General features: G+C 55.3%; 22 protein-coding genes. All 22 read left to right on the top strand.

The window, feature by feature from the left end:
- The first annotated feature begins 135 nt into the window (after positions 1-135).
- The 22 genes from DS739_RS07185 to DS739_RS07080 all read left to right on the top strand — a co-directional run bounded on the left by DS739_RS07185 (position 136) and on the right by DS739_RS07080 (position 19,292).
- The gene (locus tag DS739_RS07185) at positions 136-1,128 is read left to right on the top strand and encodes a phage protease (RefSeq protein WP_006115540.1); all 993 of its coding nucleotides are present in this window, start codon (positions 136-138) and stop codon (positions 1,126-1,128) included.
- On the top strand, positions 1,115-1,561 hold the full coding sequence (locus tag DS739_RS07180) for a hypothetical protein (protein ID WP_035353507.1): 447 nt from the start codon (positions 1,115-1,117) through the stop codon (positions 1,559-1,561). Before DS739_RS07185 ends, DS739_RS07180 begins: the two co-directional genes overlap by 14 nt.
- A 3-nt stretch (positions 1,562-1,564) precedes the next feature.
- Complete coding sequence (locus tag DS739_RS07175) at positions 1,565-2,515, top strand: Mu-like prophage major head subunit gpT family protein (protein WP_006115539.1); 951 nt, start codon at positions 1,565-1,567, stop codon at positions 2,513-2,515.
- 2 nt (positions 2,516-2,517) lie between these two features.
- On the top strand, positions 2,518-2,913 hold the full coding sequence (locus DS739_RS07170; protein WP_006115538.1) for a hypothetical protein: 396 nt from the start codon (positions 2,518-2,520) through the stop codon (positions 2,911-2,913).
- On the top strand, positions 2,913-3,335 hold the full coding sequence (locus DS739_RS07165) for a gp436 family protein (RefSeq protein ID WP_006115537.1): 423 nt from the start codon (positions 2,913-2,915) through the stop codon (positions 3,333-3,335). The genes DS739_RS07170 and DS739_RS07165 overlap by 1 nt, the downstream gene beginning before the upstream one ends.
- The gene (locus DS739_RS07160) at positions 3,329-3,958 is read left to right on the top strand and encodes a hypothetical protein (RefSeq protein WP_035353510.1); all 630 of its coding nucleotides are present in this window, start codon (positions 3,329-3,331) and stop codon (positions 3,956-3,958) included. Before DS739_RS07165 ends, DS739_RS07160 begins: the two co-directional genes overlap by 7 nt.
- The gene (locus DS739_RS07155; RefSeq protein WP_035353513.1) at positions 3,955-4,164 is read left to right on the top strand and encodes a hypothetical protein; all 210 of its coding nucleotides are present in this window, start codon (positions 3,955-3,957) and stop codon (positions 4,162-4,164) included. Before DS739_RS07160 ends, DS739_RS07155 begins: the two co-directional genes overlap by 4 nt.
- Entirely contained in the window at positions 4,161-5,648 is a 1,488-nt protein-coding gene (locus DS739_RS07150; RefSeq protein WP_006115536.1) for a phage tail sheath subtilisin-like domain-containing protein, read from the top strand. The genes DS739_RS07155 and DS739_RS07150 overlap by 4 nt, the downstream gene beginning before the upstream one ends.
- Before the next feature lie 2 nt (positions 5,649-5,650).
- On the top strand, positions 5,651-6,010 hold the full coding sequence (locus DS739_RS07145; protein ID WP_006115535.1) for a phage tail tube protein: 360 nt from the start codon (positions 5,651-5,653) through the stop codon (positions 6,008-6,010).
- A complete protein-coding gene (locus DS739_RS07140) occupies positions 6,007-6,372 on the top strand; it encodes a hypothetical protein (RefSeq protein WP_035353516.1) in 366 nt (121 codons plus the stop codon). The genes DS739_RS07145 and DS739_RS07140 overlap by 4 nt, the downstream gene beginning before the upstream one ends.
- Positions 6,373-6,490: 118 nt before the next feature.
- Entirely contained in the window at positions 6,491-8,683 is a 2,193-nt protein-coding gene (locus DS739_RS07135) for a phage tail tape measure protein (protein WP_006115534.1), read from the top strand.
- Positions 8,680-10,092: a DNA circularization N-terminal domain-containing protein gene (locus DS739_RS07130; RefSeq protein ID WP_006115533.1), complete on the top strand. Its 1,413-nt coding sequence runs from the start codon at positions 8,680-8,682 to the stop codon at positions 10,090-10,092. The genes DS739_RS07135 and DS739_RS07130 overlap by 4 nt, the downstream gene beginning before the upstream one ends.
- Complete coding sequence (locus DS739_RS07125; protein ID WP_035353519.1) at positions 10,089-11,450, top strand: phage baseplate assembly protein; 1,362 nt, start codon at positions 10,089-10,091, stop codon at positions 11,448-11,450. Before DS739_RS07130 ends, DS739_RS07125 begins: the two co-directional genes overlap by 4 nt.
- Positions 11,447-12,019, top strand: a complete 573-nt coding sequence (locus DS739_RS07120; RefSeq protein WP_006115531.1) for a phage baseplate assembly protein V — start codon at positions 11,447-11,449, stop codon at positions 12,017-12,019. Before DS739_RS07125 ends, DS739_RS07120 begins: the two co-directional genes overlap by 4 nt.
- Before the next feature lie 84 nt (positions 12,020-12,103).
- Positions 12,104-12,556 (top strand): phage GP46 family protein, encoded by a 453-nt coding sequence (locus DS739_RS07115; protein ID WP_050793097.1) that lies wholly within the window; start codon positions 12,104-12,106, stop codon positions 12,554-12,556.
- Complete coding sequence (locus DS739_RS07110; RefSeq protein ID WP_035353523.1) at positions 12,556-13,629, top strand: baseplate J/gp47 family protein; 1,074 nt, start codon at positions 12,556-12,558, stop codon at positions 13,627-13,629. Before DS739_RS07115 ends, DS739_RS07110 begins: the two co-directional genes overlap by 1 nt.
- Positions 13,626-14,180 carry a putative phage tail protein gene (locus tag DS739_RS07105; protein WP_050793096.1) on the top strand — a complete coding sequence of 185 codons (555 nt, stop codon included), beginning with the start codon at positions 13,626-13,628 and terminating at the stop codon, positions 14,178-14,180. Before DS739_RS07110 ends, DS739_RS07105 begins: the two co-directional genes overlap by 4 nt.
- Positions 14,180-15,265, top strand: coding sequence for a hypothetical protein (locus DS739_RS07100; protein WP_006115528.1), 1,086 nt, complete (start codon positions 14,180-14,182; stop codon positions 15,263-15,265). The genes DS739_RS07105 and DS739_RS07100 overlap by 1 nt, the downstream gene beginning before the upstream one ends.
- Complete coding sequence (locus tag DS739_RS07095; RefSeq protein WP_035353526.1) at positions 15,262-15,579, top strand: hypothetical protein; 318 nt, start codon at positions 15,262-15,264, stop codon at positions 15,577-15,579. Before DS739_RS07100 ends, DS739_RS07095 begins: the two co-directional genes overlap by 4 nt.
- Entirely contained in the window at positions 15,576-18,083 is a 2,508-nt protein-coding gene (locus DS739_RS07090; RefSeq protein WP_006115527.1) for a hypothetical protein, read from the top strand. Before DS739_RS07095 ends, DS739_RS07090 begins: the two co-directional genes overlap by 4 nt.
- Positions 18,040-18,915, top strand: coding sequence for a hypothetical protein (locus tag DS739_RS07085; protein WP_139018853.1), 876 nt, complete (start codon positions 18,040-18,042; stop codon positions 18,913-18,915). The genes DS739_RS07090 and DS739_RS07085 overlap by 44 nt, the downstream gene beginning before the upstream one ends.
- The gene (locus DS739_RS07080) at positions 18,912-19,292 is read left to right on the top strand and encodes a hypothetical protein (protein ID WP_039891540.1); all 381 of its coding nucleotides are present in this window, start codon (positions 18,912-18,914) and stop codon (positions 19,290-19,292) included. Before DS739_RS07085 ends, DS739_RS07080 begins: the two co-directional genes overlap by 4 nt.
- Positions 19,293-19,347 lie beyond the last annotated feature (55 nt).

Below are 19,347 nucleotides of genomic sequence, written 5' to 3'. Positions count from 1 at the left end.
GAGATTAGGGGGTAGAACCCCGCACGCCTCTGTGCGGCTAAATTTGAGAGCCATATTCCTGAAGCCGGGAAAATGGTCATCCTGCCGAAAACACGCACAATCCTATTGGTGGCTTGAGTAGTCCACAACAGCAGCATGACGCTGCAATTTGTCCATTATCACATGTCGCTACCCGAAGGCGCTGCAGGTGCACCGCCGGAATGGTTGCATCTGGTGCCATCTGGCACGTTCAAGGGACGTGACGGACGTGGCCCATTCCATCTGAACAATCCGCAGGAAGTCATCACCCGCTCCATGCAGGAGATGGGTGGTAAACTGGTGATTGACGAAAACCACAGCACAGATCTGGCTGCTCCCAACGGTGGTTCCTCACCGGCGTTGGGGTGGATTGTAGAACTGCAGTCCCGTGCCAATGGCATCTGGGGGCGCGTGGAATGGAACCAGCGCGGAACTGAATTGATGTCGGATAAGGCATACCGGGGTGTGTCTCCGGTTTTTGCCTCCGACAAGAGTGGCAACGTGACCTACATCGCACGCGCTGCCCTCACAAACACGCCCAATCTTGGCGTGACCCAACTTCATCACCAACAGCAGGAGACGGGCATGGACCCGAAGGAACTCCGGCGTCTGCTCGGCCTGCCCGAGACGGCGTCTGATACGGAGGTCAGCACGCAGCTGACGGGCGCAAGTTCTGCGCTTTCACTCCACACGAGCGTTCTGAAACTGGCCGGGTTGCAGGATGGTGCATCCAACGAAGCCATTCTGGCAGCTCTTCGTGCCAAAACCGAACAGCTCAGCACCCATGCGCAGCAAAACGCAGAACTGCAAAGCAAGGTGCAGGCATTGGAAGGCAAGGTCGCCACCACGGAAGCCACCCGCTTTGTCGAGAATGAAATGACCCGAAAGGTCATCAATGACACGCTGAAGGCCGACCTGATCACGTTGCATGCTGAAGGCAAGGTTGATCTGGCGAAAAGCATCATTGCGAACTTGCCTGATGTTCCTGACGACCAGTTGAGCCGCCATTCCAGCGGTGCAGATAAGCCGAATAAAGATGCGAAGGGCAAACCTATCGCGCCTGGCCTCGTCTTCAGTGATGCGGAGGTGAAAAGCTTTGCTAACCTCTGATCGCGTCCTTCAGGAAAAGAAGTCTGCAGCCAATCCTGAATTCGGATTGCCTGTTGCTGCGGGTTTCAAAGTGTATCGTGGATCCATTTGTGGCGTGTGCGCAGATGGGTCCATTGTGCAGGCCGGAGCTACTGGCACGCCCAAGGCTATTGTGGCGATTGGCGGCATTGCTCGGCATGGGCAGGACAATACAGGCACTCCCAACACGTTTGGCCCTGCTGTGGGCGCTGGCCATGTTTGGTTGAAAAAAGGTGCCTGGGCATTGCCGTTTGATACGGAACCCACGTGGGCTGATGTGAAAAAGCCCGTTTACGCAGTGGATGATGAAACTGTCTCCTTGACCGAAACACCCACCAGTGGCGCTGCCCGTCTGCAGGTCGGCACTCTGGTTGGGTTTGATGAAAACGGCACGCCGTTTGTGCTGGTGGACTGAAGTATGGAAATCAATTCTCCAAATATTCAGGGTCTGACCACTGAGATCAGAACTGAATTTAATAAGTTCCTTCAGGTGGCGACGCCCACCAGCGGGCCGTTTGTCATGAACGTGCCGTCCAAATCTGGCGCGAATTTCTATCCGCGTCTGGCTGAATTTCCTGGCATGCGGAAATGGGTTGGTTCGCGCGTCATCAATCGTCTCAAGGCAGGTGCGTTTTCTGTCGTCAACGAGACATATGAAAATACGTTGGCAATTGACCGGGACGATCTGGAAGATGATCAGTTCGGGATCTACAAGCCTGTTCTTGCTCAGCTGGGTAAAGAGGCTGCCATCATGCCGGATAAGCTGGCATATGGGATCATCAACAGTGGTACGACCACAAAGTGCATGGACGGTCAGTATTTCTTTGATGCTGATCACACCACTTATGATGAGAATGGCAAGGAAACATCCTATTCAAACAATGCTATCCCGCAGGAAGGCGAAACCGCCGGGCCTGCATGGTATCTGTTCAAATGTGATGATCCTCTGAAGCCGATCATTTACCAGAACCGCCGGCCGTTCACGATTACGCCCAAGACACAGCTCACAGACGGAAATGTTTTCAGCGAAAAGGAATTCGTGTGGGGCATTGACGGCCGGTGTGCCGCAGGCTGCGGCATGTATCAATTTGCCTATCGTTCCATCCGTCCCCTGACGGTTGAAAGTCTTTCTGATGCTATTGCGGCCATGGCGCTCCAACGCCGCGTGGATGGTGAGCCTTATGGCATTCAGCCAACACATTTGTTTGTGCCATCCACTCTTAGGCGTCAGGCGAATGCTGTGGTGAAGGGCGGCATGGTTCCAGTGCTGGCTCCCGATGGCAAGACATGGTTGCCGGGTTCCAACCCGGCTGAGGACATTGTGACGCCGGTTGTAGCGCCGCGCTTGAACGGTGGTAATGGAGCATAAACATGGCACGTTCTCCAAATCGCAAACCTGCGACTGATGCTTCGTCTCCTGAGCAGGATCACGCATTGCAGGATCTGGTAAATAAGGAAGTTCAGGAACAGATTTCTGATCTTTCCTCGTCAGTTCCTGAAGAAGGGGCAGAACAGACTACGGATCTGCGTGAAGAGGCGCTTGAAGAAGCGGTGGAAACCTTTGAGCACGCAGTTTGTGTGACCTCCAATGGGCACCGCTGTGTTGTTCGCCCAGGGGAAATTATTGTGGTGTGCCGTGATCCCGGCTTCCGGCGTGCCGGTATCGAGCATCCATCGGTAGCCGTTTACCCGAAGCGCAAACTGACCGAAAAGCAGCTGAACGCAATGCGGAGTGAACCGCTGCTGGAAATCGTGGAAGTTTCCTGATGGCCTACGCCACCATTCAGGACATGATTGACCGTTTCGGCCAGCAGGAACTGTGCGATGCCACAGCTACGCTGGACCGCGAACGCGGCAGCATGGATGTGGAACGTATCAACCGTGCTCTGGAAGAAGCGTCTGCTGTTGCGGATAGCTATCTCCAGCGCCGGTATGCGTTACCAATTCGGCCGCGTCAGCTCTCTCTTGTTCGCGCTGTGTGCGCATTGGCACGCTACGAGCTGTGTCAGGGAGAAGCAGTCGATCCATCCGATAAAATCAGGATTGGCCGCAAGGATTCCCTGCAATGGTTGGCGGATATTGGTGCGGGCCGCGCCACACTGGACGTAACTGCTGTGAACGATAGTTCAAACACGTGGTCACGTGTGGCTGCGCGCCCGTGCTCCATAAGGGCAAACAAGCTATGGTAACGCGACAGCTGTCAGATAACCAATATCCAGACTTTCTGCTGAATGGCGGCCCGATTGCATTTGTGCTGAAAGCTCTTTCAGACAGGCTTAAAATTGCCTTTCAGGAAAAGATTTTCACACATCACATCATTGCGCCAAATGCGGGCAAGAAAATGTGGGATGCGGTTTTGAAAACCAGCCCCTTGGTGGCGGTGTCATTTGCATCATGGAAGCGCTCTTCCCGTCTGAGTTCGGGGTTTTTCCGTGGCGATCTGACATTTCCGGTATTTATTGCCCTGCAGCACAACACACCTGAAGCGTTGATGCTTGGCAGCGGCCAGCTGCGTGGCATGGGCGTTGCCGGTGTTATGTCCATGGCGGCGGCAATGCTGGATGGCTGGACGCTAGACGGTGTTGGCACTGCCGAAATGCAGGTTGCTGAATTGCCGCCCACAGCGGACTGGCTGGAAGAACGCATGGCCCTGGTGGCTCTGAACATCGTGTTTCCAGATGTGGGTTTTGATGCCGGTTCTGATGCGGCCATGCTGGATGGACTGAATGATTTTCTGCAATTGGCAGAGAAATCCCAGGTGAACGGTCAGGCTGAGCCAGATGCCGTTCTGAATGTGAGAGACCAAAAATGACTGTAAAAGTAGCCGTGCCAAAGGGCCGCACGGTGCTGGATGCGCGTGGGAGGAAATGTCCTGCGGGTGTGTTCAGCGTAAACGAGCGTGATCCGTTCTGGGCACGCCTGCTGCGTTTTGGCGATATCGTGCGTGTTGATGCCAAACCTGTGACCGAGACAAAGCCTGTGGCTGTCTCCGCGACTAAGGAGGCATCTCCAAAATGAGCATTGATGTAGCGCAGGTGCCAACCGGCTGGCGCGTGCCTGGTGCGTATGCGCAGGTTGTTGTCAAAACATCAGGAACAGCCCTGACGGCGATGCCCTTACGTGTTTTGCTGATTGGGGTGGTTGGCACGTCTGGCACCGGAAAACCGCTGACGGTTTACCCTAACATCGGCGCAGCACAGGCGCAGGCACTGGCGGGTGCAGGATCTGCAACGGCACAGATGGTTGCTGCATTTGCCGCAGACGCACCCTACACGCTGGCGGATCTGATCATGGTTGCAGCGCCAGCGGGAGGAGCTGCAGCCACATGGACTGTAACGCCAGAGGGAACGGCAACGGGTTCTGGCACAGTGGCGTTGTATGTATCTGGCCTACGCATTGCCGCTACTGTGACCAGTGGCATGAAAGCCGCTGATGTTGGGGCAGCTCTGGCTGCCGCGTGGACAGATGATCTGGTGGTTTCCACTGGCGTGGAAGCAAAGGCAGACGCCACATCTGGCGTTCTGAGCCTGACATCTGTCGATAAGGGCGCGTGGGTCAGCGATATTGATGTGCGGGTGAGCACGCAATATGGCGATGGCGTTGCAGGTATGAACCTGACTGTTGCACAAACTGCCGCAGGCGCAGGTGAAGTAGATATTTCCGGTGCGCTCGCTGCGGTCAGCAACACTTGGTACACCGACATTGCGTGTCTGCCGAATGACGGAAACACCCTGACTGAACTGGCAACAGAAAGCCGCCGCCGGTTTGGCGCGATGGCAAAGCTAGATGCGCATGTTTACGTTGGCGTGCGTGCAACGTATGGCGAAGCACTAACACTGGCAGCCAGCCTGAACTGTGAGTTCATGTCTGTTTTACCCGCAGCCAATGCCCGGTTCTCTCCGTGGTCAGCAGCTGCGTCTTTGTGTGCCGTTGCATCTGCCGCACTGAACACCGATCCTGCCCGCCAGCTGCGCACACTGGAGCTGACGGCATTGGCTGGCATGGCGCCAGATGATGCGGATCTGTTTGATGATGACATGCGCAATGTGCTGCTGAGCAAAGGTATGAGCACATTCAACGTGACGCAGGACGGTCGCGTTGTGCTGGAACGTGTGGTGACAACACGCCAGACGGATGATGCAGGCGTGCCTACTACGGCGTGGCTGGATATCATGGTTCCGAAAACGGCCAGCCGTGTGCGGTATGAATGGAATACCTACGTTACAGAAACCTACCCACGCGCAAAACTGGCAGATGATGGATCTGTGCTGGTGAATGTCGCGGGCGCGAATGTTGTGACGCCATCCAGTTTGCTGGGATCATGGGTTGGCCAGACGAAGCTGTATGAGGCCGCAGGCTGGATTGAAGATGCGGACGCGCTTGGTGCCCATGCTGTTTTTGAGCGCGACGCGACAGACCGAGACCGCGTGAACTGCCAGCTGCCGATCAAAGTGATTGGTAGCCTGATTGTACTCGCCAGCTCCATTGAATTGCAGGTGTAAGAATGGCCCAGTCCGTAGGTATTGTTGCCGTCTGGTGGAATGGCCAGAAATACGATTGCCAGAAAGGCAGTTCCCTTCGGCTTTCCGGTGTCCGCAACGTGACACAGGTAGCCGGAATGACGGCGCACCGTAGCCAGGAATTTCAGGCCGGTGAAGTAAAAGCCACAACATTGCTTCTGAAAGGCCAGTCATTGGCGACGTTCAGCCCAGGCGATGAAGGCGAGCTGCAATTCAAAGCTGATACCGGGCAGACATGGGTGAGCCCGGATGCGTTCATCACAGATGCGCCCACAATGACAGATGATGGCGGCAAATGCCCTGTCACGTGGAATTTCTCAACATATTCAGAGATCGTAAAATGACCGATAAAACAGACGTGTTCTCCAATCCTGCCGTTACGAAAAGCACTGATGGCACGGGTGCTGTCAGTGTTCAGCTGTCAACACCTGTGCAGCTTACTACTGACGGCGCGCCAGTGACCATTGTCACGATGATGCCCCTGAAGGGGAAAGACATGGTGGCGATGCTGAATGCCAAAGGCGAAGGCTCGCGCACTGAAGCCATGATTTTGGCATCCATGCAGTTGTCTGGCCCCATGGGCGATGCGTTCGTCAATAACGTGACGGCATCTGATTATCTGCTGCTGGCTGAGGTTGCAGGCACTTTTTTGGACAATGGCCAGACGAGTGGAACATCATCCTCGCAGGCCTCATCCGCGAATTAAGACTGAGCGCGGCTGAAATCTTGGAGATGCGGCCGCGCGATATCGCTTTCTGGAGTGTGTCGCTGCAGGGGCTGTGTGAACGGCAGAGGCAAGCCATTGAGCAAGCCCAGAGGAACTGATGTCATCTGATCTACGCGCCAAGTTTCAACTTGATTTTGCAGTTGGTTCTGCTGAACCATTGCAGCGTGTTGAGGCTGTTTTATCCCGCATTGATGAAACGCTGGCGCGTATGCAGCGGGCAGCAAACCCATTTGACGAATTCACCCAGCCCGTTGCACGCGCCACCCAGGCAACACAGCGTTTGAATGAAACGCTGACGCGCACGACGGGAGCCACGGAAGCGGTAACTGAAAGCGCAACAGCTCTTAACGAAACACTGACACGCACAACAGGTGCTGCTGAGGCTGCAACCGAGGGCGTGACAGGACTGAACGAAGCGCTGAACGAAACTGGCGCGTCTGCTGTGACGGCCACAACCGGCATTGGTAAAATCGGCATGGAAGCCGAAGCGGCTGCAACGCAGGGCGTAACTGCCATGGAGCGCCTGCAGGCTGCCGTATCGCGCGTGCGTTCTGGCGCTGGCAGTTATGCTGGCGGAGTGAAAAGCGCCGGACAGGGATTTCACGATGCTGTTCAGCAAGGCCTGGGCAGCGCATTTGGCGCAGCAGCAGCCGGGTTTGGTGTATTGGCACCCGTGCACGCTGCGGCTGAATACGACAACGATCTGACGCATATCGGGATCACATTAGGCAAGACTGGCCAAGATAATGTCGTATTCGCACATGATCTTGGCCAGCGCATAAACAAAATAGCTCAACAAACGGGCCAACGTAGCACAGATCTAGTGAAAGCGGCATCTTTCTTCAGTATGGAAGGGTATTCGCTTGATCGGATTATGAGTTTCACACCAACAGTTGCTAAAATATCCACTGCATATAATGCGGCTCCTGAAGCAGTGGCAAAGACGGCATTCGCCCTTCAGGAAAACTTAGGAATTGATGAAAAAACATTACCCAAAGGATTAGCTGAAGTTGCGCGTGTTGGGAAAGAAGCTGCATTACCAATGGAGCAATTGGCACCGCTCTTTCCTGTTGTGGCGGCCCAAGCTGGTCGGCTTGGTGTGCACGGGACAGAAGGTCTTTCCGGCCTTGCTGGAATGTTGGCTGTTATTCGGAAAAGTACGGGATCAGAAGGGCAAGCAACTGCTTATCTCAATCAGTTTATGACAACCCTCACCTCAAAACATGCCCAGCATCGGTTTTCAAAATACGGCGTGGATATGATTGGGGTGATTGAGAATGCAGAAAAGGCAGGTACTAATCCATTAGAAGATGTTCTGGGTTCCATTCAGAAAATCGCCAATAAAACGACCCGATTAAGGGCAGTTGCCGATCTATTTGGTAACGAGCAAGATATTGGTGCGGCATCTGCGCTCCTAAAGCACTTTGACCAATATGAATCTATCAAAACAAAAATTGGTCAAACCTCACCAGAGATGATTACCAAAGACTATGATACTGGCCTGCAGTCAACATTGATCCGGGTGCAGGCATTTGAAGATGCTCTGGGGCAGGTTGAACGTCAGATTGGCACAGCGTTTGTTCCTGTTCTTAATGTCGGGACAAAAGCTCTGCATCTTATATCCAATACATTTGTCTGGTTAGACAAGCACGTGCATGGAGCGGCTACAGCGATGGTAACCGGTGTGGGTGCAGTGTTGGGATTGACTGCTGCATTGGGTGCTCTGGGTGCTGTAATGATTCCGCTGAAGGCGGGTTTTACATTGGTGGATGCGTTGACTGCTGGCTGGCTGTCGCGTTTAGCCCGACTAGGCGTGAGCATCATAAAGATGCCGTTTGCACGCTTGGGCAGTTTGTTGATGTGGATCGGGCGTTTGGGTGTTGGCGTTGTTGCGGGTTTGGGGCCAGTTGGCATTGCTATTGCGGCCGTAACAGCAGCCGTGACCGTGGGTTATCTAGCCTGGAAAAACTGGGATAAAATCAAACCCATGCTGACCAGTCTGGGAAACTGGATCAGCGGATGGGCGCAGTGGCTTGGCCACATCTTGATGCAGCCGCTGCACGCCATGGACGAGTGGTTTGCCTCTACTAAAATTGGGCATGCCATGGATTCCTGGCTGGCGCATCCAAGCGCACCATCTCCAGTTCCGGCCGGAATGCCTGCGGGCAGCGGTGCGCAGTTTGGGCTGCACGTGACGCATGATCCGGGATTGGCTGTACGCCAGACATCGGGGCCGCGTGGATCTGTCAGCATCGCGCCTGACCGAGGGCGCATGGTGAACAATCCATGAGCAGTGCATTGAGTATGGCAGGGCTTGGTGCTGGTTCCCTTGGTAGTCAGCTTGGCCTGGTAGGTAGTTTGGGTGCTGGCCTGATCGGATCTGCTCTGGCTACGGCCAGCTGGCGCGGTGTGACATTTTTCATGCCGAATTCGCAGGATCAGGCAGGTCGCCGGATTGTGCAGATCTGGTTTCCTGGCCGTGATGATTTTCGCACACAGGATTTTGGCGCATTTGACGGGCCAATCCGTGTGCAGGGCATTATTGTTGGAGATGATTACGTTATTCGCGCCAAGCGGATGCGTGCCGCTCTGATGACGGCCGGAACTGGCACATTGGTGCATCCATGGTGGGGTGTTCTGCAATGTAAGCTGTTGCAGCCTGGCACGGTTTCATTTTCTGACCGTTCCCTCCGTGTTGCCACGTTTGAAGCCATTTTCGTGCGTGCGCCCCAAGTTACCGCAGATAAGGGGCTATTCAGCAGCATTACGGATACGCTGACCAATGTTCTGACACAGGCGGATGCGCTGGTGGATCAGGCGGTTTTAACGGTGCGGAATGTGCTGTCACCATTAACGCTGCCACTGGCTCTGGTGAGTGCTGTGAGTAGCACAATCAATCAGGCGCATGGGGTGTGGGATGGTTTGACCGGATCTACCGCACAGCTGAATGTGCAGAGTGCAGCAGCAACCCCATTGAATGCGTTAAGCACAGGCGTGACGGTTCCTGTTTCAAACACAGACACCACGTTTGCTGATCAGGTTTCGGATTTGCTGGTAGGTGTTCCGGCCGCATTAGTCGCGGCGGCCTCTCCCGATGCCACGGCCGCCATTGCTCCGGCCGAGGAAGTGAGCGGAACGCAGAATGATGCCCTAGATCCGCGCACCACAGCCTCGTTACTGTTATCAGGCAGTGATCAGTTGCAAAGTGCAGGCCAAAGTGCCGCCGCTCAAGGGGCGTCTCCGGCTGCTGTGCTCTCTCTGTCTCTGGCGTCACAGGTTTTCACCGTGACGCAGGCTGTGGCTGTGGCTTCTGGCATTGATTACACGAGCCAAGAGGATGCGTTGTCCTGGCGTAATACGTTACTGGCTGCTCTGGATACACTGGCCGACAATATTGAAGCGCTGGATGCAACCACTGGTGCCAGCATTCCAACCAGTGGGCTTCTGGCAGCCCTGCAGGATGCCAAGGCAGCAATCACGGCCGATATTTCGGAACGTCTTGGCCGTCTGCCTGCAGTTCTGAATGTTCCTGTTTCGCGGCAGATGAGCGCCTGGTTGGTTGCGTATGCGATTGCCGGTGAAAACCCGGAGGAAGTGGAGGATGTGTGGGCTGATCTGATTGTGCGCAATCAGCTCTCTCACCCAGCATTGTGCGGACCGGGCACCGTGCAGGTGCTGCAGCCAACGGACGTGGCATGACAGTTTCGGTAACAACAAAAACCCGCCTGATGACGGTTCAGGTCAACGGCGTGACGCTGCACGACTGGACAGCCTGTGAGGTCGGTCGGGATCTGGCAGATATCGCCGGTGCCTTCCGTATCCGATATCTGGATACAGAACGCCTGTATGAAGCATTTGGCGGAGACGTGCCTGAATTTGCGCGTATTCGGGAGAATGATGAGGTTCTCATAAAAGTGTCGGGGCAGACTGTCCTGCGTGGCTATGTTGACAATATTCAGGGCGCGATTTCTGACAACGGCGGCGGCGATGACGAAGGCATGATATTTTCGGGCCGTGACGTTGTTGGGGATCTGGTGGACTGCTGTGCAGCCCCATTGGGACCAGGTGAATACAGACAGATTGATCTGACAACAGTTGTCGGCAATTTGGTAAAGCCATTTGGGATTGCCGTTTCCAGCGATATTGACCCAGGCGCACCGTTCACTCTGGTTGCCGTTGAGCCATCGGAACCGGCCATGAGCACCATTGAGAAGCTGAGCCGTCAGCGCGGTGTTTTAGTTGTTTCTGATGGCATAGGCGGCCTGAAACTGACCAAGGCAGGAACAACACGCGCGCCTGAAGATTTGCGGGTCGGTGTTAATATTACCCGTTTGGATTTCAACATTGATGTGCGGCAGCATTATTCCGACATCTTTGTTAAAGGGGCTTTTAAGAGCCTTTTAAGGCCCAAAAAAGCTGCTCTGGATGCAACAGCATCCCCTTTGTCCGATGATAATGGCACGGCGCCAGCACAGCCTACTGCAACGCACAATGAAGCACGTGCCGTGCTGTGTTTGGGGCATGCCATAGATCCATCCATGCGGCGCTACCGTCCTGTCGTTTTTCAGGCTGCCACACAATCTGGAGGATCTGTTGCAGCGCAAACAGCACCTGAAATACAATTGGACAGCAGTGCTTCAGGGCTGACAGCAGATCCGGGTCCGGTTGCTGCCGCCTATCATGGAAGCACACGTCGGCCGTCACGTAAGGCACGGAAACCGCGCACGGATGCAACGCCGTGGACGGTGCAGGATCAGGCCGATTGGCGCATGCGCACAACACGTGCGCACGGCACAATGCGGGTTTACACAGTGAAGGGATATGCAGGCGCGAATGGTGATTTGTGGCTGCCTAACGCGCTGGTTTATGTGAAAGACCCGTATGCCGGATTAGATCAGGACATGTTGATTGCGGCTGTAACCTACGTGGCAGATCAGGAAGGATACACCACGCGCATTAGCGTTGTGCCACCTGACACGTATGATCTGACAGGTGATGCTGACCGCGTGAAAAAAGGCACGCGCCGCAGCGGCCTGATAAATGCGAGCGCCAAATGAGCCGCATGCTGCAAAGTCTGTTTATGGGGGTGCGCAATCTGTTTGTGCGCGGTGTTGTCCGTGATCTGGATGACAGTGGCGCGAACCAGACGCTAACGGTTGATACCCATGTGGGGCGCACACGCACACAGGTGCCCGTTTATCAAATTTACGGCTTGGCCAGCCATGTTCCGCATGATGGTGCCATTACAGTCATGTTGCACGCAGGCGGAGACCATAGCGACCCTATTGCCTTGCCTCCGTCCAATCCTGAAAAAGCCCGTATGGGTAATCTGGCTGAAGGCGAAACAGTGCTGTATGACAGCGTCGGCCAGAAGATTTTCCTGCAAGGCGGTAAGATTGTGATGGTAGATGCTGCCCAACAAATGTTGGTGCGCGTTGCCGGACAGACTGTTTTGACAGTCACCCAAGATGGGGCTTCCGTGCAGGGCGATCTGTCCGTATCAGGTGACGTCACATCTGGTGGCACTGTGACAGGCAAGAAAGATGTTGTGGCTGATGCAGTCAGCCTGAAAGACCACACGCATACCAGCGGCGAACCGGGATCTCCTACCTCAGCGCCAACCTGATGTCGAAAACATGCTTGGTAATGCATGCTTTCGTCTTGATTTATAATCAGCGGCATGCAGAGCAGTGCCCCGACAACCCTGAAAATGAAGACCGATGCGACCGGCAAGCTGGATGTTGTTATTCAGCCATCCGGCGCAGGCCGGGGCACGCTCGCGGTTGATCGTACCTTGGGCACCTCCATGCTGATTGCCCTGTGTTCAGACAGGCGCGCGGCAACGGATGACGTATTGCCTACAGATCTGCCATTACTGCCGGGCCAGAGTCAGGGAATTCTGGCCCGGCGCGGATGGATTGGCGATATTTTGCTGGAAGATGGCGTGCGACTGGGCAGCAGAAGCTGGCTTCTGTCTCGCGGCAAAATGTCAGACGTTGATCGACTGCATGCTGCGTCCTACGCGGCTGAAGCAACTGACAGCATTGCATCCTTCTGGAATGTTGAAATTGCCACCAGTGCAGCCTTTGCAGGGACTGGTGGTATTGCCGTGACATGCTCTGTTGGGGCTTTGTCTGTCACCCGCCAAGTGGGCACTGCGTAATGCCCTTAGCAATTCCCACAACCAAGCAGCTGGTTCAACGTCTGGCATCCGCGATGCTGGCGCAGCAGTTTGTTGCCGATGACGGCACGATTGTACGTCTGGACCCAAATGCGCCTGCCACATTAGAGCAGGTTCTGGGTGCTGTGTGGGCGCTGGCTATGCGTGAGGTTTATGCGTGGCAGCGGGATTATTGTCTGGAATTGCTGGTCACCACAGCAACGGAAAACGGCCTGTTGCCGCAGCATGCCGAAATGTGGAGCACACCGCGCAAGGCGGCAACGGCCGCTATTGGCAACGTGCTGGTAACGGCCAGTTCAGCAGTGACGCTGCCCATTGATACAGCGTTGGTTTCTGATGGCGCAATTCAGTGGCTGGTCACAACTGCCACGAGCATTGCTGCAGGTGCAACTGTATCTGCGCCCGTGCGGGCGAGTGCTACCGGCACATCTGGAAATCTGGCCGGAGGGACGGAACTGACCCTTGTAACGCCTGTGGCTGGCGTGACGTCTGCCATTGTAGATCCGCAAGGGATTGCGGGCGGTGCTGCGATTGAGCCCGTAGAGGCGTGGCGTGCACGTATTATCGCCAATATTCGCAACCCCGATGGTGGCGGCACAGTTGCCGATTACCAGAAATGGGCTCAGGAAGCCGGTGCAGCATACGTGAACGTAGTGCCGGGCTGGCTGGGTGCAGGCACTGTTGGCATTGTTGTAGCTATGAACGGACCTGTTGCGGCCACGGATGCCCAGGTGCAACAAATACAGGCCTATATTGACAGTGTGCGGCCTGTGCGTGGGAACGCGTATGTGGTTGCGGCGCAGATTGTCACACGTGACGTGACGATCCAGCTAGACCCAGACACGGTTGATGCGCGTGATCAGATTACCGCTCAGCTGACAGTGTATTATCCCGGCAAAGGTATTGGCGGGCGCATCTATCGCGAAGAACTAGATGCGATCATCAGCACTATCAATGGCAACAGCAATGACCTGCTGAACCCGACTGCTGACGAAACGCTGCCGAACAATGAACTGGCCGTTCTAGGCACGGTAACGTGGCAGACCGCATCATGAGCAGGACGGCTGATGACATCCGTGCTGAGTGGCTGAGCGATTTCATTCCGCCTGGTGCACCATGGAACCGCAGCGCTGATGGGAACCTAGCCAAATTGCTGCTGCCGTTCTGCGCAACATTGGCGCAGATTGAGGGGGATATTGAATCTCTGGCTCTGGAAATCAGCCCGCAAAACGCGACAAAATTGCTGGCTGATTATGAGGCTGTTTTAGGTCCAGATCCGTGCGGACGTGACCAAGGCGTGCTGACGATTGCGCAGCGCCAGCAACTGGCGTTCCAGCGCTGGATTGCATCTGGCGGCCAGTCGCTCGCCTACTATCAGCAACTGGCAGCCGCAGCCGGATATCACATCACGATCACCGAGATCGAACCCTATGTCTGCGATGGTGATGATGCGGTTTGCGCTGCTGCTGTGTGCAGCACGCCAGCTGATCTGGCTGTTGTCGTGATTACGCTGCCCAACCGCAACACCGGTCTGGAATGCCCGATATTGCGCAACAAACAGGCGGAAACAGAAATTGTATTTGAATACGCAGATGAGGCAGCCTGATGGATAGGACGAAAGCCGCTGGATATATCACCGTTGATGGAAAGCGCGTTTATCAGGATCGCGACAAGCCGAACGGAATTGCAGGCACATCGCTGATCGCGGCAGATCGCACAGCGGTGCAAGAAGAGCTCATGAATCTCATTACAGGCGCAGGTTTGACGCCTGATGCCGATGATCTGACGCAAGTATTTAAAGCTATTAACAAGATCATGTCAGGATCTGAAGAAGGTTATTTCCTCAAAAGCGGTGATACCGCAGCGTGGGTAACCTCTGATGGTTGGATTATCGCTGGCAATGCACGCGTGATGTCTGGTGGATCTGGAGCTGGTGGAGCTATTCAGGTTGGCGATTATGTATGGTCTGATGGGATAACGGCGTGCGGCTACGGCAAGATGGCGGTTTCGTTATCTGTGGCAGACGTAAACGGCAAAGGGGGCGATTACAGAGTAGGCGCACTCCTGCAGTTTACGGCATTTGATGGCACGCAAGAAAATTTCTATTTTCGTGGTGATGGTTACATCTATGACCAGAATGGAAATAAGTTTTTAAAGGCTGCTGATCTTGACGGGGTTGTTGCAAACACCAATCCCGGTATCACGGGCGCGATTTCAGGGACATCTATCTGTGTTAATCCAGAAGATGGGCGCGCATATTTTGCATATTCTGGCAATACGCAGATCGCGGCGTTGGCATGGAACGCTGACGTGCAGGCTGAAACGCAGGCGCGAGTAAACGCTGTTATATCTGAGGCGAATGCTCGCGAAGAGGCAGATGCCAGCCTACAAAACCAGATCAACAACTGTGCTCTGAAATCAGAGTTGCCGTTGCCAGAGGGGATGCATTGCCAAGTTTTTTCTGCACCCATACCAAGCCCCTGCCCAGAAGCAGGTTGGCTTGTTGATATTCCATCGGGATGGAAAACGCATTCATTTGTGACAGCCTGTGACACAGGAGCAAATGTGTATGCTGTGTCTGCTGTAGTCGAAAATAATACGCAGGCCCGGCTATGGGCAAAATATCCGACTAATGGCGCATGGGCGCAGGGCGGTGAAGTAACTGTAACATCATTCGGTTACCCGTCATGAGCGATTTTGTGTTCAAGCGCGGCACTACATTTTTGGTGACGTGCATCAATCAGGACGCGCAGGGCGCGCCGATTGATCTGGGTGGCGCGGTAATTGCTGCGGAACTTAGGGACAGCCAGAACGCGCTGATTGCGCCACTGGTGCCTGCGGCTGTTCCGGATCAGCCCGGCACATACACACTGAGTTATCCGGGCGACACGTCCGGCTGGCCATTAGGAATGCTGCGCACGGATGTGCGTATCAGCAAACTGGACGGCACAATTGTACAAACAGGAACGGTCACGATTGCAATCGTGGATAGGGTGACACAATGAGTATTGGTGTGGATCAGGCGCAGAGTAACGGGCCGGTTAATGTCCTGATTGCTGGGAGTGCGCCCGGTACGCCCGGCACTCCTGGTGTCGGGATTGCAGATGTCCGGGTTGATGACCAGGGGCAACTGCTCATCACCAAAACCGACGACGAACTGATCACCTTGTCTCTGGATGCGGTTGTGCAGCTGGCAGCAATGCAGGCGGCTGCAAATATCGGGACAAATATCAATGATCTGGAAGCCAATGTGGTTGCAGCCGCGTCGTCAGCTGTAACGTCTCAAGGTGCTGCGGCTGAGTCTGATAAATCTGCAGTTGTGGCAGAGCAGCATGCTGCTGATGCAAAAACTGCTGCAGATCAGGCTGTGCCGCTGCTGGCGTCTGCAACCAATGCGGTTGCTGGCGTTACGTCTGATGCCGCTGCGGTTAAAGTGATGCTGACTGCGGCCCTGAATGGGGACGCCCCGTTAGTTTATTGCGGATATTGGGACGCCGCAAAAAATAGCCCCCAACTGGATAGTGGTGTGGGGAATGAGGGAGATCTGTATCTGGTGGCGGTGGCCGGCACAACGTCTGTAGACGGTGCGGCAGCATGGAATGTTGGTGACGGTATCTGGTTTACTAACGGCCACTGGCAGTATTTTGCTCGTGCCTCATGGGTGGCAGTGGCACAGTCTCTCTACGCGCTGCGATCTGTCCTGGTGGGTAGTCATGAAATATCGGCAGACGCCGCGCTGCCTTTCCAGATCCGGGATGCGGCTGGCAATGTTGCGCTGCAGGTTGCGCAGGATGGAGCACTGCATGTGCTGGGGTTGGGGCTGTGTGACGGCAGCGCATTGGATGCTGATACCTCCCAGCCGTCAGCACTGCGGTTAGTGGGATCTGACGGTTCCTACGTGGATCTGGACGCGCCGGACTACGAGCAACGGATTGCACAGCACGCGCCTGCGCTATGGCTGGACGCTGCTGTGGGTGTTGTTACTGACGACAGTGGTGTGGTGCAATCGTGGTCTAGCCGTGTTGCCAGCCCGTGGCAGGTTACTGTCAAAACGGGCACGCCTGTGCGGTTTGCGACAGCAGCCGGATATGCCGTGCGGTTTGACGGCACGTCAGCGCTCTCGCATGCGCTGCCATTTACGCCGGGCACTATTATTGCAGTCTATCGCAATACGGTTTCGACTGCCTCTGCGCAGCCGGTCATTATGGGGAGCGATAGCGCTACTGCTGGCACCCCAGCGTGGTCGTTGCGGGGGTATATTCCAATGGGAGTGCCCGGAGCGTATGCCCGGGCGCAAGGGCTGCAGGTTGGCACGTCTGCGTCTGTGAGTGGGTTCGCGGGTAGGCTTAATGCAGCGTTGGGGCACTGGCAGATACTCGGCGCGACGTATGACGGAGACACCATTGCGGCGGCTGTGGGTTTGACGCACGCAACGCCCGTTGCGCGGGCGCTTACGGCAACACCATTAGTGTGTGGTGGTAGCGGCGGTCTGATTGGTGCATCATATTCAGCATCAGGCATTCTCACTGATTTTTTCGTTGGCGATCTGGCTGAACTGCTGGTGTGGGATCGTGTTCTGACGGGCCGAGAATACGATGACGTGGTGCGTGCGCTGCAGTCCAAACACAGTCTGCAGCCGGTATTTGGGCGCTTTCTTTATAGCGCGTTCCAGACGACGCAGGCCGGAAACGAGGCGGGCGGTATTGAGGGCCTGGTGATGTTGTCGTCAGACGACGGCGTGGCGTGGCAGCATGTGCCAACGGAAATGCTGTTTGATGCCGAACACACAATGCGAGACGCCAGTATCACGTATCATGGCGGCCGGTTTGTGTTGGCGTGCACTGCGAGTTCGTTCGCCGCGGGTTATCAAGACAGGTTTTCAGTCTGGCAGTCTACGGACGGTCGGCACTGGGATTTTGTGACAGACGTGCAGTGTGCGCTAAATGGCGTGTCGGCACATCAAACGTGGGCACCGGAATGGTACCATGACCCTGCGGACGGCCAATTGCGGCTGGTGGTGCATTGTATAATCGGGACAGGCGGCAGCCAGGTTTACGAGATGCATCCGCTGGATGATTTGTTAATTTCGTGGTCGGTGCCGCAGCTCATCACGCTAGCTGGATATCCGCAGGTTATCGACAGTTTCCCGCTGTGCATCAAGGGGCAGTGGGTACTGTTTTTCAAGGATGAAGCCGCGCGTCAAATCCAGATCGCCACAGCCACCAGCCCGACTGGCCCGTACACGGTGCAGACCTCTGGCAACTGGGCAGGCTGGGGTAGCGGAGTGGAAGGGCCGAGTGCGTTGTATCTCGGTGATGATGCCGACGGCAACACGATGCTGCGTGTTTACCTAGATGCACAGGGCAACGGCATTAGTTACAGCGATGCCGTTGGGAAATGGCCCGATGTTTTGACTGGTGCGTGGTCTCCCCCGAAGCTGTTGTCTGTTGCGTCACGCCCCCAGCATGGCACCTGTATCCGCAACCCTTTCCCCCATTATGGAGCCTGATATGGGCCTGAAAATTTCTCTCGCAAATACGTCGTTCGCGCGGTCTCTGGAGTTTGTGCCTGCATCTGACGCTACGATTACTGATTGGTATGTGTTCGGAGATCGCACTGGATCTGGTAGCGTTACAGATGGCTTGATAAATCAGGCAGCAGGTGCAAAAGCGCCAACTGTTACGGGCGCAGCAGATATTATCGTGCGCGCAAACAGTATTATCGTAAACAATACTAAATCTGCGATTATCAGTAATTTACCCGGTTCTGGCGATTTTACCGCGTTTGCAGTTGTGGTGCCTGATTTTTTCAATGCAGCCACAGCGGCAACAGGCCAAGGCAATCCGGTGGTGGCTGGGATGCTGGGAGTGATCCCGTTCGGCAATATTCTGGGCGGGACGAGCTTGTCTGGCGTTGTGGTGCAGGCCAATGCACAATCAGCTGACACATTTAATTGGCAGGGTTTCTCTCAGGGCGTTTATTCTGGGTTCAGCACCCTCCACCAAATTTTTAACCCGTCTATACCTGTTCCGATTGGGACTGCCCCAATTTTGGTGGCGTTGGTGCAGTCTGTGGCGACCAAGACGGTGACGTTTTATGATCTCACAAATGCTCCCAGCCAGGCGTTATCTGCTGGCCCGATGGGGACAGGCTATAACGTAGCAACGTCAAATCTCGTGGTGGGTGGATCGTACGATGCTGATATCGGGAACGGCCCGTGCCTGGGTGCGCAATTGTCGTTTTGGTGCGGGTCAAATCGAGCGATGACGCAGCCTGAAGTGCAGTCGATGGCTGCAAATATTCGGCGTTTTATGCTGAACAGAGGTGTTGTAGTCGGGTGATTGGCTTGGTTGATCTGTGGCATTCGTACGGTGGCCTCGTGCAGGGAGCGGGCGGTTTGGTAGCAGGATGGTGCGGCAGTCTGGCACGCTTCCGTGCCCAGGCCCGACGCGACAAGCTGGATGCCGGGCAACAAGCACTGGATCTGGCGGAAGCTCTCGCAGAGCGCGATCACGCTCAAGCTGCAGCGCTGGATACGCTAAGGCGTAGGGAGTGGACGCTCGCTGAAGCAGTTCAGGACGTCTATGCGGAGGCAATTGCAGTGCGGTTGATCGTCCATGATTTGGATGCTGCGGCTGGACGACCGCTACGGCAGTTCAGGCCGCTGCCGCCGTATCCATTTCCGGCAGAGGTATCTCAGCCTGTCACTGATTGTTAGAGGCCTATTAAGACCTCTTTAAGAGGCATTAATAGGCGCGCACGTCGAGCCTAAG

It is taken from the genome of Acetobacter sp. JWB, from assembly GCF_003323795.1.
Taxonomy (GTDB): domain Bacteria; phylum Pseudomonadota; class Alphaproteobacteria; order Acetobacterales; family Acetobacteraceae; genus Acetobacter; species Acetobacter oryzifermentans.
Note: the sequence above shows the minus strand (reverse complement) of the source record. Positions and strands in the feature narration are given on the sequence as shown.